The 12161-nt window shown below is 68.0% G+C and carries 13 protein-coding genes; 8 read left to right on the top strand and 5 right to left on the bottom strand.

The window, feature by feature from the left end; genetic code table 11:
• The first annotated feature begins 66 nt into the window (after window positions 1-66).
• The 3 genes from NDI56_RS14790 to NDI56_RS14780 are packed head-to-tail and all read left to right on the top strand — an operon-like array spanning window position 67 to window position 2853.
• Window positions 67-1038 carry a phytoene/squalene synthase family protein gene (locus tag NDI56_RS14790; RefSeq protein ID WP_310920380.1) on the top strand — a complete coding sequence of 324 codons (972 nt, stop codon included), beginning with the start codon at window positions 67-69 and terminating at the stop codon, window positions 1036-1038.
• 11 nt (window positions 1039-1049) lie between these two features.
• A complete protein-coding gene (locus tag NDI56_RS14785; RefSeq protein WP_310920379.1) occupies window positions 1050-1826 on the top strand; it encodes a lycopene cyclase domain-containing protein in 777 nt (258 codons plus the stop codon).
• 4 nt (window positions 1827-1830) lie between these two features.
• Window positions 1831-2853: a Brp/Blh family beta-carotene 15,15'-dioxygenase gene (locus NDI56_RS14780; RefSeq protein ID WP_310920378.1), complete on the top strand. Its 1023-nt coding sequence runs from the start codon at window positions 1831-1833 to the stop codon at window positions 2851-2853.
• Window positions 2854-2977: 124 nt separating this feature from the next.
• Here NDI56_RS14780 and NDI56_RS14775 read toward each other — a convergent pair whose 3' ends face one another.
• The 3 genes from NDI56_RS14775 to NDI56_RS14765 all read right to left on the bottom strand — a co-directional run bounded on the left by NDI56_RS14775 (window position 2978) and on the right by NDI56_RS14765 (window position 5224).
• On the bottom strand, window positions 2978-4159 hold the full coding sequence (locus NDI56_RS14775; protein ID WP_310920377.1) for a DUF7282 domain-containing protein: 1182 nt from the start codon (window positions 4157-4159) through the stop codon (window positions 2978-2980).
• A 213-nt stretch (window positions 4160-4372) separates the two neighbouring features.
• Entirely contained in the window at window positions 4373-4504 is a 132-nt protein-coding gene (locus NDI56_RS14770; protein WP_310920376.1) for a hypothetical protein, read from the bottom strand.
• A 129-nt stretch (window positions 4505-4633) separates the two neighbouring features.
• A complete protein-coding gene (locus tag NDI56_RS14765) occupies window positions 4634-5224 on the bottom strand; it encodes a 50S ribosomal protein L15e (RefSeq protein WP_310920375.1) in 591 nt (196 codons plus the stop codon).
• Window positions 5225-5473: 249 nt separating this feature from the next.
• Here NDI56_RS14765 and NDI56_RS14760 point away from each other — a divergent pair, with 249 nt between their 5' ends.
• From NDI56_RS14760 to NDI56_RS14740, 5 genes are all read left to right on the top strand, one after another.
• The gene (locus tag NDI56_RS14760) at window positions 5474-6436 is read left to right on the top strand and encodes a C-terminal binding protein (RefSeq protein ID WP_310920374.1); all 963 of its coding nucleotides are present in this window, start codon (window positions 5474-5476) and stop codon (window positions 6434-6436) included.
• Window positions 6437-6561: 125 nt separating this feature from the next.
• On the top strand, window positions 6562-7365 hold the full coding sequence (locus NDI56_RS14755; protein ID WP_310920373.1) for a DUF7537 family lipoprotein: 804 nt from the start codon (window positions 6562-6564) through the stop codon (window positions 7363-7365).
• Window positions 7366-7590: 225 nt separating this feature from the next.
• Window positions 7591-8376: a helix-turn-helix domain-containing protein gene (locus tag NDI56_RS14750; protein ID WP_310920372.1), complete on the top strand. Its 786-nt coding sequence runs from the start codon at window positions 7591-7593 to the stop codon at window positions 8374-8376.
• A 105-nt stretch (window positions 8377-8481) separates the two neighbouring features.
• Window positions 8482-9486, top strand: a complete 1005-nt coding sequence (locus tag NDI56_RS14745; RefSeq protein WP_310920371.1) for a transcription initiation factor IIB — start codon at window positions 8482-8484, stop codon at window positions 9484-9486.
• Window positions 9487-9582: 96 nt separating this feature from the next.
• Entirely contained in the window at window positions 9583-10497 is a 915-nt protein-coding gene (locus NDI56_RS14740; protein ID WP_310920370.1) for an NAD-dependent epimerase/dehydratase family protein, read from the top strand.
• An 11-nt stretch (window positions 10498-10508) separates the two neighbouring features.
• Here NDI56_RS14740 and NDI56_RS14735 read toward each other — a convergent pair whose 3' ends face one another.
• Entirely contained in the window at window positions 10509-10940 is a 432-nt protein-coding gene (locus NDI56_RS14735; protein WP_310920369.1) for a cupredoxin domain-containing protein, read from the bottom strand.
• A gap of 215 nt (window positions 10941-11155) precedes the next feature.
• On the bottom strand, window positions 11156-12064 hold the full coding sequence (locus tag NDI56_RS14730) for a serine/threonine-protein kinase RIO2 (protein ID WP_310920368.1): 909 nt from the start codon (window positions 12062-12064) through the stop codon (window positions 11156-11158).
• Between the last annotated feature and the right edge of the window lie 97 nt (window positions 12065-12161).

Raw genomic sequence — 12161 nt, 5'->3', positions numbered from 1 at the left:
CGTATCCGGGCGGCGTGTCCGCCACAGCGCGTCGAAAACCAACTCACAGTCCACCCTGTCGTGATAATGCAATCTGATAATATACGCACCAGCAAGTCGATTCAACAGCAGACCGGTCGGACCTTCCACCTCGCCACTCGCCTCCTCCCCGAGCGGATTCGCCACCCGACGTACGTGATGTACGCCTTCTTTCGGGTCGCCGACGAGGTCGTCGACCAGCCCGACGGGCCGCCCCCGAACGTCCAGCACGAGCGCCTGGAGGAGATTCGCGAGGCCGCTCTGGGCAACCGCGACGCGAGCGAGATGCCCGACGGGGAGGTCCTCGCCGCCTTTCAGGAACTCCGGGCGGCAAACGACATCCCGGACGAGGAGGTCAACGTCTTCGTCGACGCGATGGAGATGGACATCGCCCAGGCCCGCTACGAGACCTTCGAGGACCTCCGTGAGTACATGCGGGGGTCGGCCGTCGCCGTCGGCAACATGATGACGATGGTGATGGACCCGCCCGAAGCCGACACCGCTCTGCCCCACGCGCAGGCGCTCGCCGAGGCGTTCCAGCTCTCGAACTTCCTCCGGGACGTCCGCGAGGACATCCACGAGTACGGCCGGGTGTACCTCCCACAGGAGACGCTCTCCCGTCACGGCGTCACCGAGGAGCAACTGGCCAAAGCCGACGTCGACGACGGCTTTCGCGCCGTGATGCAGGAGGAGCTGGCCCGGACCGAAGACCGCTACCGGGAGGGCGTCGCCGGCATCCGGTATCTCCCCGAGGACTGCCAGTTCGGCGTCCTGCTGTCGGCGGTGCTGTACGCCGAGCACCACCGGCTCATCCGCTCGCGGGGCTACGACGTGCTGACGAAAACCCCGGAGCTGACCCGTCGCCGCCGCCTCTGGCTGCTGGCCCGGACGTGGTGGCACTGGCGGCGCAACGGCGACCCCGAGGCGACCTTCTACGCCGTCAGCGCCGTCTCCGAGGGCGGCCCCGGCGCGACGGCCGCCGAGCCCGCCAGCCACGGCCAGCCGACCTGGCGCGGCTGAGGCACCGCTCGATGTTCGCTGGCCTCTCGTATCTGGAGTTCCACTCCGTCGCGATCCTCCCTGTCATCGGTCTGCTGGCCCTGGCCGCCCGCTATCGGCTCGGGACGCGCCGCGACGTCCTGACGGCGACCGCTCTGCTCGCGACGCTGGCGCTCGTGTACACCACACCGTGGGACAACTACCTCATCCTCCGCGGCGTCTGGTGGTACGGCGAGGGGACGGTGGCGCTCAGGTTCTGGGCGGCCCCGCTGGGCGAGTATCTCTTCTTCGTTTTCCAGCCCCTGCTGGTCGCGCTCTGGGCCGCTCGGTTTCCCGTCGCGACGGAGCGACCGCTGTCGCTGTCACTTCCGGAGCGGGCCCTCGGACTGCTCGGTGCCGGAGTCGTCGCCCTCGCGGGTGTCGTTTTGCTGGGCGACGACAGCGGGCTGTATCTTGGGTCGCTACTGGTCTGGAGCGCGCCCATTCTGGCCATCCAGTGGGCGTTCGGCTGGCCCTTCCTGCTGGCCGAGTGGCGCGCCGTCCTCGGAGCCACGCTGCCCCCCACGCTGTATCTCTGGCTCGTCGACCGGGCCGCTATCGGGGTCGGGCTCTGGACCATCTCGGACCGGTACACGACCGGGGTCGACGTCCCGCTGTTGGGCCTTCCGATAGAAGAGGCGACGTTCTTCCTGTTGACCTCGCTGTTCGTCGTCCAGGGGCTCGTCCTCTACGTCTGGCTCGCCGACCGGTTGCGAGCGGTCGAACGGCGGGACCTCCGCACCGTCGGCGCCCTGTTCGGGGGGCGGTGACACGGTGGCGACGACCCGGGCGGCACGGCGGACGCTCCGCCCCCTCGTTTTCAGTCCGGGGTGGGCGGCAACCGTCGCGCTCGTCGCTATCGCTCTCGTGGGGCTCTCGCTGCCGCCGACGCTCCAGTACGCGCCGCTGGTCGCCAGCGCCCTGGTGCTGGGGCTCCCGCACGGGGCCGTCGACCACCTCGCTGTCGCCCGCGCCCGCGGCCGACCACCGGACCGGGGGGCCGTCGCCCGCGTGGTCGCCCTCTACGGCGTCGTCGGCGGGGCCTACGCCGTCGGCTGGTTCCTCGGGCCCGCCGCCGCCTTCGCCCTCTTCATCCTCGTCACCTGGTTTCACTGGGGTCAGGGGGACCTCTACGTGTTGGTGGCCCTCGCCGACGCCGATTACCTCCGGTCGCTCCCCCAACGCGTGGGGACTGTCGTCGTCCGGGGCGGGCTCCCGATGCTCGTCCCCCTGCTCGCGTTCCCGGCGTGGTACCGCCGGGTCGCGGAGACCCTCGTGGGCCGCTTCGCCCCGGAGGCCGTCGGGGCGCTCGCGTGGGCGTTCCGGCCGGACGTTCGCCTCGCGCTCGGCGTCGGCTACGGCGCCGTCGTCGCCGCGACGCTGGCCCTGGGGTACGTCCGCGCCGACGACCGCGGCCCGTGGCGTCTCGACGCCGCCGAGACGCTCGGGCTCGTCGCGTACTTCGCTCTCGTCCCGCCCGTCCTCGCCATCGGCGTCTACTTCACCCTCTGGCACTCGCTGCGCCACATCGCCCGCCTGCTGCTCGTCGACGACGGAGCGGCGGCGGCGCTCCGGGACCGCGAACCAACGGCGGCGCTGGCCCGGTTCGCCCGCGACGCGTTCCCCCTGACGGCGGCGTCGCTCGCCCTGCTCGCCGGCCTCGCCGTGGTCGTCCCGAACCCGCCGGCGACCGTCCCCGAGTGGGTCGGTCTGTATCTGGTGTTCATCGCGGTCGTCACCCTCCCCCACGTCGTGGTCGTTACAATCATGGACTGGGAGCAGAGCGTCTGGGCGTAGCGCGAACGCGCCGCACAGGAGCAGAGCGTCTGGGCGTAGTCCGAACGGACCGCACAGGAGCAGGGCGTCTGGGCGTCGCCCGGAACAGCACTCGGCTGTCGGCGTCGAACGACCGAGAGACGGGTTACGCCGTCTCGTTCTCGGGGGCCGTCTCGTTGTCTTCTGGCGTATCGGTCTCGTTACCTTCCGGCGTGTCGGTCTCGCCGTCCGGGGTCGCCGTTTCGGCCTCCTCGTCGACCGATGCGTAGGCGGCGGTGACGACCGGCTGGCCGGCCTGAACGTACGGGCCGTCGGACTCGCCGCCCGACTCGACGAAGTCGTAGCTCTCGTTGTCGGTCGTCTCTTCGTGGGGCATCGCGATGAGCGCCTGTGTCTCTTCGAGCGCCGACTGGTCGAACTCCGCGCCGGGGACTTCGTACAGGGTAATCTCGCCGTCCACGTAGCTGCCCGGTTCGAGGTACTCGCTGACGCCGATGACGCTCTCGACGACGGCCCCGTCGAGCAGGGTGACGTCGTGGACAGCGACGTAGCCGCCCTCGGGCAGCGTGACCGCTGCGACCGTCACGGTGGTGCCGTCGGTCGACTGGTTCAGGAACGTGACCGAGGCCTCGCCGTCGGCGGCGTCTGTCGGCGTCGCGGTGGCGTTCTCGGGCGTCGCGGTGGCGTTTTCGGGGGTCGCCGTGGCGTTCTCGGGGGTCGCGGTGCCGTTTGCGGCCCCGTCGACGACGGCGTACCCGACGTCGACGACTGCCTGCCCCTCGCGGACGTACGGGCCGTCGGACTCGCCACCCGACTCGACGAAGTCGTAGCTCTCGTTGTCGGTCGTCTCCTCGTGTGGCATCGCGAACAGCGCCTGTGTCTCTTCGAGGGCCGACTGGTCGGTGCTCCCACCGGGGACCTCGTACAGGTCGACCTCGACGGCCTCGTAGGCGCCGGGGTCGAGATAGTCGCTGACGCCGATGACGCTCTCGACGACGGCCCCGTCGAGCAGGGTAGCGTCGTGGACGGTGACGTAGCCGCCCTCGGGGACCGTGACCGACTCGACGGTGACGGCGGTGCCGTCGGTCGGCTGGTTCAGGAACGACACCGAGGCCTGTTCGGCGACGGTCTCCGTCTCGTTTCCGGCGTCGTCTCCTTCCTGTGCGAGTCCGCCGGTGGCACCGGCGAACCCGACGCCCAGTACCGCCGAGGCGGCGGCCCCGGTTTTGAGGATGTCGCGCCTGGCTGTCAGCCGCGACGGGAGCTCCCAGTCGCTGTCGGTGCGTGCTGTAGCGTCGCCACTCTCGTCCGTTGTCTCGTCAGTCATGATCGGTCTCCTGTCACAGCGCCGCGTCCCGACGCAAGGAGTGCACTGGGAAAAACCGCGGCCGTCGTTCAGCGGCGTAGCTATCTCGTACGACTTGTTCGGGCCGCTTAGTTCCGAGTGGGACCGTCTTACTCCGAACCGCTCGGGTCGGGGCGATGCCTACTCGTATGCAACCGGAACTGGCCCGCCCTATCTGTCGGCCGGACCACCGCGTCAGCTGACCAGCGTCCGCGTCTCCATATACCGGTTGCAGATGTCACAGAAGGCGTTGCCGTCCTGCTGGAGAATCGGGCTCGTCTCGCACTCCGGACACACGCGGTGGGCCGCACGGTTTTCTTTCGTCATAAATCCGACTCGAAGCCGGCGTATATTAAAATTACGTTCGATTGTCACGAACTGCGGGTGGAGCACGCGGTGGTCGGCCGTCGAAACGTATCGCCGGAGTTCCAAAGCAAAACCGACGGTTCGGTCGTGTTACTTGCCCTTGCCGTCGTTCGAGCGGATCGAGGGACGGGTCTTCTCCGAGCCCTTGCCCTTGCCGCTCAGCCCGCGGTTACGCCGGCCGGCGCCGGTGAGGCCGCGGAAGACGCGGTCGTTCTGGTCCGGTTCGCAGATCCAGTTGAGGTCGTCGTCGTTCCGGATAGCCGGGTGCTCCGGGTCGACGAGGATGACTTCGTGCCACTTCTGTCGGCCGTCCTGGCCGACGGAGTAGCTGTTCAGGACCCGGAGGTTCGGGTAGACCCGCGCGGCGCGCTCCTCGGCGACGCGCTGGAGGTTCTTCCGGCGAGTGATGCGGGTGACGCCCTGTCGCTTCGAGCGTCGACCGGCCTTGTGTCGCTGCTTGCGGGCGCTGCCCTTCCGGACGGACACGCGGGCGACGACGACGCCCTGCTTTGCCTTGTACCCCTGCGAGCGGGCCTTGTCGAGGCGGGTCGGGCGCTCGATGCGGACGACCGACCCCTCGTTGCGCCACTCCTGCTGGCGCTGCCACTGCAGCTCCGCTAGTTTCCCCTCTTTGGGGGTCTGCCATGCGTCTCGGATGTACGAGTATGCGCTTCGTGCCATTGTGTTTCACCACGGGCGTTGCGTGGTTCAAGTCGCCTCGGAGACTGACTGTCCCGTGGGGACTCACATCCCGACCTGCACACGCAGGTGCCCGCTGGTGCCCGTCGTCCAGCGAGTTGGTTTGTGTTCCGGACTCGAAGTCTTAAACCGTTCGGACCCGCGCTGGCGTGTGACTGTTGCCCACACGGCGTTCCCGGCGACCGGGAACGCGGCGGCTCCCTTATGTCCGAGGTTCCCTATCGTTCGAGTATGGACCGAGTCGTGGCCAGCGACGACCCGATGATAGACGCCGGACGGCTCCGCGAACAGCTCGACGCCGACGTGACCGTCGCTGCCACCGACAGCGAAGCGGCGCTGGTGGACGCCGCCGACGGCGCCGACGGACTGGTCGTCGACGTGAACACGCCGGTCGGCGCCGCCGTCTTCGACAGGCTCGACGGCCTGCGGGTCGTCGCCCGGGCCGGCGTCGGCATCGAGAACATAGACGTGGCTGCGGCCACGAAGCACGGTGTCACCGTCACCAACGCCCCCGACTACTGCACTCGCGAGGTCGCCACCCACACCGTGACGCTCCTGCTCGACTGCGCCCGCAGCGTCGCCGCCTACGACCGAGACACCCGGGCCGGCAACTGGGGCTGGGAACGGGGCCGTCGCGTCCACCGACTGCGCGGCCGGACGCTCGGGCTGGTCTCCTTCGGTCCCATCGCCCGGCGGGTCCGCGAGCAGGTGCGCGGGTTCGATATCGACGTGGTCGCCTACGACCCCTACGTCGACGCCGAGACGATGGCCGACGCTGACGTGGAGAAGGTGACCCTCGAGGCCCTGTATGACCAGGCCGACTTCGTCTCCCTGCACGCGCCGCTGACCGACGGCACGCGCGGGCTCGTCGACGCCGACGCGCTCGACGCGATGCATGACCACGCCGTCCTCGTCAACACCGGCCGGGGCGGGCTCGTCGACGAGGCGGCGCTAGCCGACGCGCTGGCCGAGGGGACCATCGCCGCTGCCGGCCTCGACGTGCTCCGGACGGAACCACCGGCCCCCGACCACCCGCTCGTCGAACTCGACAACTGCGTGGTCACCCCCCACGCCGCGTGGTACTCCGCGGAAGCGCGCGCGGAGCTCAACGCCACCGTCGCGGCGAACGTCCGCGCGGCGCTGGCCGGCGAGACGCCGCCGGACGCGATCGACCCCGAGACCGATTGGCTGTAACAGAAACATTGGGTGCAGAGTACGATTGACTCAGGGCTGGGATAACCGGAGGTAACGAGTATCTAATCGACGTGTTATCGTATCAATCCCACTAGCTTATATTCTCTACCGGTGTTCTCTTGGTGATGAAATACGTACGCTTGTCGACGCTACTGGTCGTGCTGACAGTCGCCCTCGCGGGCTGTTCGGGCGGGGGCGTGACCGACGGCTCCGAGAACGGGACCGAGGCGGCGACAGGCAGTCCGTCGTCGTCCGGTGACAGCGCGTCGAGCGACGGGCTCTCGTTGACCGAGGCCGACGAGAGACTCCGCGACGCGGGGAGCTTCACCACCGAGTGGAGCTACTCCGTCACCGAGGCCGACGGGACGACGGCTTCGATTACCGACACCTACCGCGTCGACCTCGACGCGAACCGGTCGGTCGAGCTGTTCTCGACGACCGGCCCCGACAGCACTGTCGAAATCGAGACGTTCGTCGCCGACGGCACGGTCTACAGCAGATACGGCGGCGGTCAGGAGCCGTTCTACAACGTGAACGACCAGGCGCCCGACGTCTTCGACTCGGCGACCGGCCGCGCGTCGTCGTTCTACGGCTCGCTCGAATCGGACGCGCAGTTCGTGGGGACCGAGACGTTCGATGGCGTCACCGTCTCCCGGTACGAGTACGACGACACCGCCGCGTGGCAGACCTACAACGGCGCGACCGGTTCGTCGATGTTCGGGAGCGACAACGTCACGGTCACCGATTTCACCGTCAGCGTGCTGGTCGACGAGAACGACGTCGCCCGGCTGACGATGTGGACGTTCAGCGGCCGGACCGACGCCGGTCAGTCCGTCTCGGCGGAGTGGCGCTACTCGCTGACCGACATCGGCTCCACCACCGTCTCCGACCCCAGTTGGCTCGCCGAGGCACAGGCCCAGCAGTCCTGACCCGAGCCAGCAGTCGAATCGGGTCTGTGCGTCCCAGTGACGCGCGACTTTGGAACGGTCTCAGTGCGTTTCGACCTATATTTCTCACGTGTAAACTGTCTCCGACCACACTCCCTTCGCTCTCGTCTGTCGGTAGTCACACGGCAGCGCCACGGGCACCATCGACTGTTCGGCGTGGGCCGAACGTTTCCGGAGCTATAAGCCCCCCGGTCGCGTACCCTGTCTGTGCGCGAGTTCATCTTCACCATCGACTACGACCGGAACGTGGACCCGTTGATGGACGTGTTCATCGACCATCCGGAGACCCACTCCCGCTCTATCGCCTGCAACGTGACCGACGACGGGATGTGGCGGCTCGAACGGGTCGCCGGCCCCGAAACGGCGCTCGAACGGCTGGACGACGTCTTCGACAGCCCCGTCCAGTGTACGGAGTGTATCGGCACCCGCGACTGCGTGACCGACTGGCACTACGAGGTCATCGCCAGCGAGGCGGGCCGGCGCACCGTCTACAGCTACCGCTCGGAGGCCGGCGACTGCCACTCCATCCCGCGCCTGGCCATCGAACACGTCGGTCAGGGCGTCCTCTGTGAGACCGAGCGGCGGGGGAGCCGCTGTGAGTGGCGCCTGCTTCTCTGTAGCGACGACGGGGTCGACGACCTCTTCGGCGCGCTGGAAGACGAGCTTCGCCCCGGCCTCACCGTCGAATTCAGACAGCTGGGCGAGCCCGCTTACTGGGCCGACGAGGCCGTGACGCTCGCGGAGCTCCCGCCCGAACAGCAGGCCGCCGTCGAAGCGGCCGTCGAGTACGGCTACTACCGGACCCCGAGAGACGTGTCGCTGACCGAACTCGCCGAGCGCCTCGACGTGTCGCGTTCGACCCTGCAGTACCGTCTCCAGCGGGCCGAAGCGTGGATTGTTCGCTCGTTCGTCACCCGCTCGATGGGCCCCGTCGAGGCCGACGAGGCCGTCGCCGAGGGGAGCCGACTCCGGGTCGGCCGCTCGGGCGTGTGAGGGGCTGACACGGCAGTTCGGCATATGCCAACCGAGACCTGATACCCGATGCGCGTGTTCGTTTGGATACACACGCGAGTGGCGGTCCGCACTCGCACTCTCATTATGACTACACTCAACACCTACGACGCCCACGAGCGCGATGTCGACGAGAAAGACACAGCGGTCGCTGACGAGCGCCGCTGCCCGGACTGTGGCGGCTCCCTCACCAGCGACGCCGCCCGCGGCGAGACGGTGTGTGCGGACTGCGGACTGGTCGTCGAGGAAGACGAGATCGACCACGGACCCGAGTGGCGCGCCTTCGACTCGGCCGAGCGCGACCAGAAGTCCCGCGTCGGCGCCCCGACGACCAAGATGATGCACGACGAGGGGCTGTCGACCAACATCGGCTGGCAGGACAAGGACGCCAACGGCAACACGCTGTCGGCGAGCCAGCGCGAGAAGATGCAGCGCCTCCGGACGTGGAACGAGCGGTTCCGGACGCGGGACCACAGCGAGCGCAACCTCAAACAGGCGCTCGGTGAAATCGACCGCATGGGGAGCGCTCTTGGTGTCCCCGAGAGCGCCCGCGAGACCGCGAGCGTCGTCTATCGCCGAGCGCTCGACGAGGGGCTGCTCCCGGGCCGCTCCATCGAGGGCATCGCCACGGCCGCGCTGTACGCCGCTATCCGGCAGGCGAACCTCCCCCAGACCATCGACGACATGGTGCTGGTGAGTCGGGTGGACGAACAGGAGTTCACGCGGGCGTACCGCTACATCAATCGCGAGCTCGCCCTGGAGATCGGCCCGCCCGACCCCGCCGACTACCTCACCAAGTTCGCTTCCCAACTCGACGCCAGCGACGAACTGGTACGGCGGGCCCGCGAACTGCTGGAAACGGGCAAGGCCGCCAACGTCCACAGCGGCAAGAGTCCCGTCGGTCTGGCCGCGGCGGCCATCTACGCCGCCGGGCTGCTCGTCAACGAGGAGCTCACTCAGGAGACCGTGAGCGGGGCGACCGACGTGAGCACGGTCACCATCCGGGACCGCTACCGCGAACTGCTCGAAGCCGAGTCGGCCCACGAGGCCGTCGAGACGAACGCGCCGAGCAGCTCCAACGCGAGCGCCTGACCGGCCGACTGCGGGCGTCTCGCCGCCCACGCGACCGAGGCCCTTAGTTGTTGGACCGACCCGACCTATTTATCACAGCCCGACCCACTCCCCGGTATGACGGCTACTGTGACCGACAAGACGGTGCTCGTCACCGGCGGCGCTGGCTTCGTCGGCAGCCACGTCGCCGACGCCCACCTCCCGGACAACGACGTCCGTGTTCTCGACAACTTCTCCAGTGGCAAGCGGGCGAACGTCCCCGACGACGCGACGCTCATCGAGGGGGATATCCGCGACGACGAGGCCCTCGCTGAGGCCATGGACGGCGTCGATATCGTCTTCCACCAGGCGGCTATCGTCAGCGTCGCCCGCTCGGTGGAGGACCCGACGACGAGCAACGCGGTCAACGCCAACGGCACCCTCGCCGTGCTGGAGGCGGCCCGTCGGCAGGACGCCCGCGTCGTCTTCGCCTCCAGTGCCGCTATCTACGGCGCACCCGACACGCTCCCCATCACCGAGACGGAGTCGAAAGACCCGTCTTCGCCCTACGGACTGGAGAAGCTGACGAGCGACCACTACTGTCGGCTCTACGCCGACCTCTATGACCTCCCGACCGTCGCGTTGCGCTATTTCAACATCTACGGCCCTCGCCAGTCCGGCGGTGACTACGCTGGCGTCATCAAGGCGTTCGACGAGCAGGCCCACGACGGCGGTCCGCTGACCGTCCACGGCGACGGGGAGCAGACCCGCGACTTCGTCAACGTCGCCGACGTGGTGCAGGCGAACGTGCTCGCGGCCCGGACTGACGAGACTGGCGAGGCGTTCAACGTCGGCACCGGCTCGCGGACCTCCGTTCGCGGGCTCGCCGAACTAATCAGAGACGAGGTCGACCCCACGGCCGAGATAACCCACGTCGACGCCCGGGAGGGCGATATCCGCCACTCCGTGGCCGACATCGGCAAGGCCCGGGAGCGACTGGGCTTCGAGCCCACCGTCTCGCTGGCGGACGGGCTCCACGACTACCTGAACTGAGCCGCCCGCCGTCACTCCACGACGACGGTCCCTTGCATCCCCGACTCGTGGGGGATACAGAAGTAGGGGAACTCGCCGCTCGTCTCGAACGTGTGTTCGTAGGTCTCGCCGGCGCCGATCGCCCCCTCGTTGGGATAGTTCTCCCTGGCGGCGGACTCGCTGTCGAACCCGCCGGAGGCGAAGTACGTCGCCCCGTCGGGCAGGTCGGCCTCGTAGGCGGTGACGCTGTGTGGGACCGAGCCGGTGTTCTCCCAGGTGACGGTGTCGCCGACGCTGACAGTTATCTCCCTGGGGTCGAACACGAGGCCGTCGGTCATTGCGACCGTGGTACCGCTGCCTGTCGCTGTCCCCTCGGGCGTCCCCTCCGACGAGGTCCCGCCACAGCCGGCCAGACCGGCGGCTAACGCGACCCCGCTCGCTCGCAGTATGGTTCGTCGGTCCATCACACCGTGATATTCGGCTCCGAACGGTTTACTTTCCCCGGTTTCGACCGCCAACGGGACCGGGAACGGGCGTTTCAGCCGTCGTTCGCTGTGTCGCGCTGTTCGTCGCGCGAGCCGATTTGTTATAGCGATATATAATTTATTGGTATGGCTGCGAGCGGACCACGGCGCCGCCGCTCAGCGCGCACACCGGCCGGAAAACGGCAATAGCGGCCTCAGACAGTGTAGTCGCCGACGGTCTCGAAGCTGTCGTCAGTGAGCGCCGCAGCGACGGCGTCGATGTCGACGTCTGGCACCACTGCGGGGTATTTCCGCTGGAAGTAGCTCGCGATGTTGTCGACGTCCCGGGCCAGCAACTCCTCCGCGTTCTCGTGGTCGGTCGGCACTGCCTGGGGCCAGTCGAAGACGACGACCCCCTGAGTCGTAACGAAGACGTTGTACTCGCTCATGTCCGCGTGGACGAACCCCTCCTGGTAGGCGGTCTGCATCTCGTCGAGGACGAGGTTCAGAACGGGAACGACCTGTTCGGCTTCCAGACCCGTCCGGGAGAGCTCGACGCCGTCGACTTTCTCCATGACGATGGCGTGGCGGTTCGTGTCGATCGGCTGGGGGACCGAGACGTCGGGATACAGCGTCTCCAGGGCCTCGTGCTCCCGCTCCGCGGCCTTGCGGGCCGTGTAGAGCCAGGAGACGTGGTCGCGGTCGGACGTGTAGTCCCGGTCGCGCATCACCTCGCGGAAGTTGGTGTACCCCTCGCGGTGGTATTTCAGCGCCAGGGGTTTGTACGACTGGACCTCGTAGACGTCGCTCTCCTTGCCCACGCCCAGCGGGGCCCCGAACCCCTCGATGGTGTCGCGTTCGACGAAGGTGTGCAAGGCCAGGGCGTCGTACCCCTCGAAGGTGAGCTTGAACCCCTCGTACTGGATGGTCTTGCGCTCGACGAGCCCGCGGTCCTCACACCGGTCCAGCCGGTAGTCGACGTTCTCCTCGCTGAGCCGGGAGAAGTCGGTGAGCTTGTCCCGGTTGACGTACTCCGAGAACCGCATCCCCTGTTCGACCCCCGAGAGAAGGTGGAAATCCTCAAGCTCCAGCTCCGGCATCACGGACGCCACGTTCTGGACCATTAGCGGCGCCTAAACGCCCGACTCGTAAAAGTTCGACGCGTCGGCGGCGAATCGGTGATAAATCAGATAGCGCTATACAGAATCGACGGCCCCACCG

It is taken from the genome of Halomicroarcula saliterrae (assembly GCF_031624395.1).
Classification (GTDB): domain Archaea; phylum Halobacteriota; class Halobacteria; order Halobacteriales; family Haloarculaceae; genus Haloarcula; species Haloarcula saliterrae.
Note: the sequence above shows the minus strand (reverse complement) of the source record. Positions and strands in the feature narration are given on the sequence as shown.

Excerpts from the sequence above, each read along its gene's own strand:
- NDI56_RS14740 (WP_310920370.1), top strand. The coding sequence starts at position 9,583 with ATGACGGCTACTGTGACCGACAAGACGGTGCTCGTCACCGGCGGCGCT.
- NDI56_RS14755 (WP_310920373.1), top strand. The coding sequence starts at position 6,562 with ATGAAATACGTACGCTTGTCGACGCTACTGGTCGTGCTGACAGTCGCC.
- NDI56_RS14735 (WP_310920369.1), bottom strand. The coding sequence starts at position 10,940 with ATGGACCGACGAACCATACTGCGAGCGAGCGGGGTCGCGTTAGCCGCC.
- NDI56_RS14745 (WP_310920371.1), top strand. The coding sequence starts at position 8,482 with ATGACTACACTCAACACCTACGACGCCCACGAGCGCGATGTCGACGAG.
- NDI56_RS14765 (WP_310920375.1), bottom strand. The coding sequence starts at position 5,224 with ATGGCACGAAGCGCATACTCGTACATCCGAGACGCATGGCAGACCCCC.
- NDI56_RS14760 (WP_310920374.1), top strand. The coding sequence starts at position 5,474 with ATGGACCGAGTCGTGGCCAGCGACGACCCGATGATAGACGCCGGACGG.
- NDI56_RS14770 (WP_310920376.1), bottom strand. The coding sequence starts at position 4,504 with ATGACGAAAGAAAACCGTGCGGCCCACCGCGTGTGTCCGGAGTGCGAG.
- NDI56_RS14730 (WP_310920368.1), bottom strand. The coding sequence starts at position 12,064 with ATGGTCCAGAACGTGGCGTCCGTGATGCCGGAGCTGGAGCTTGAGGAT.
- NDI56_RS14775 (WP_310920377.1), bottom strand. The coding sequence starts at position 4,159 with ATGACTGACGAGACAACGGACGAGAGTGGCGACGCTACAGCACGCACC.
- NDI56_RS14785 (WP_310920379.1), top strand. The coding sequence starts at position 1,050 with ATGTTCGCTGGCCTCTCGTATCTGGAGTTCCACTCCGTCGCGATCCTC.
- NDI56_RS14790 (WP_310920380.1), top strand. The coding sequence starts at position 67 with ATGCAATCTGATAATATACGCACCAGCAAGTCGATTCAACAGCAGACC.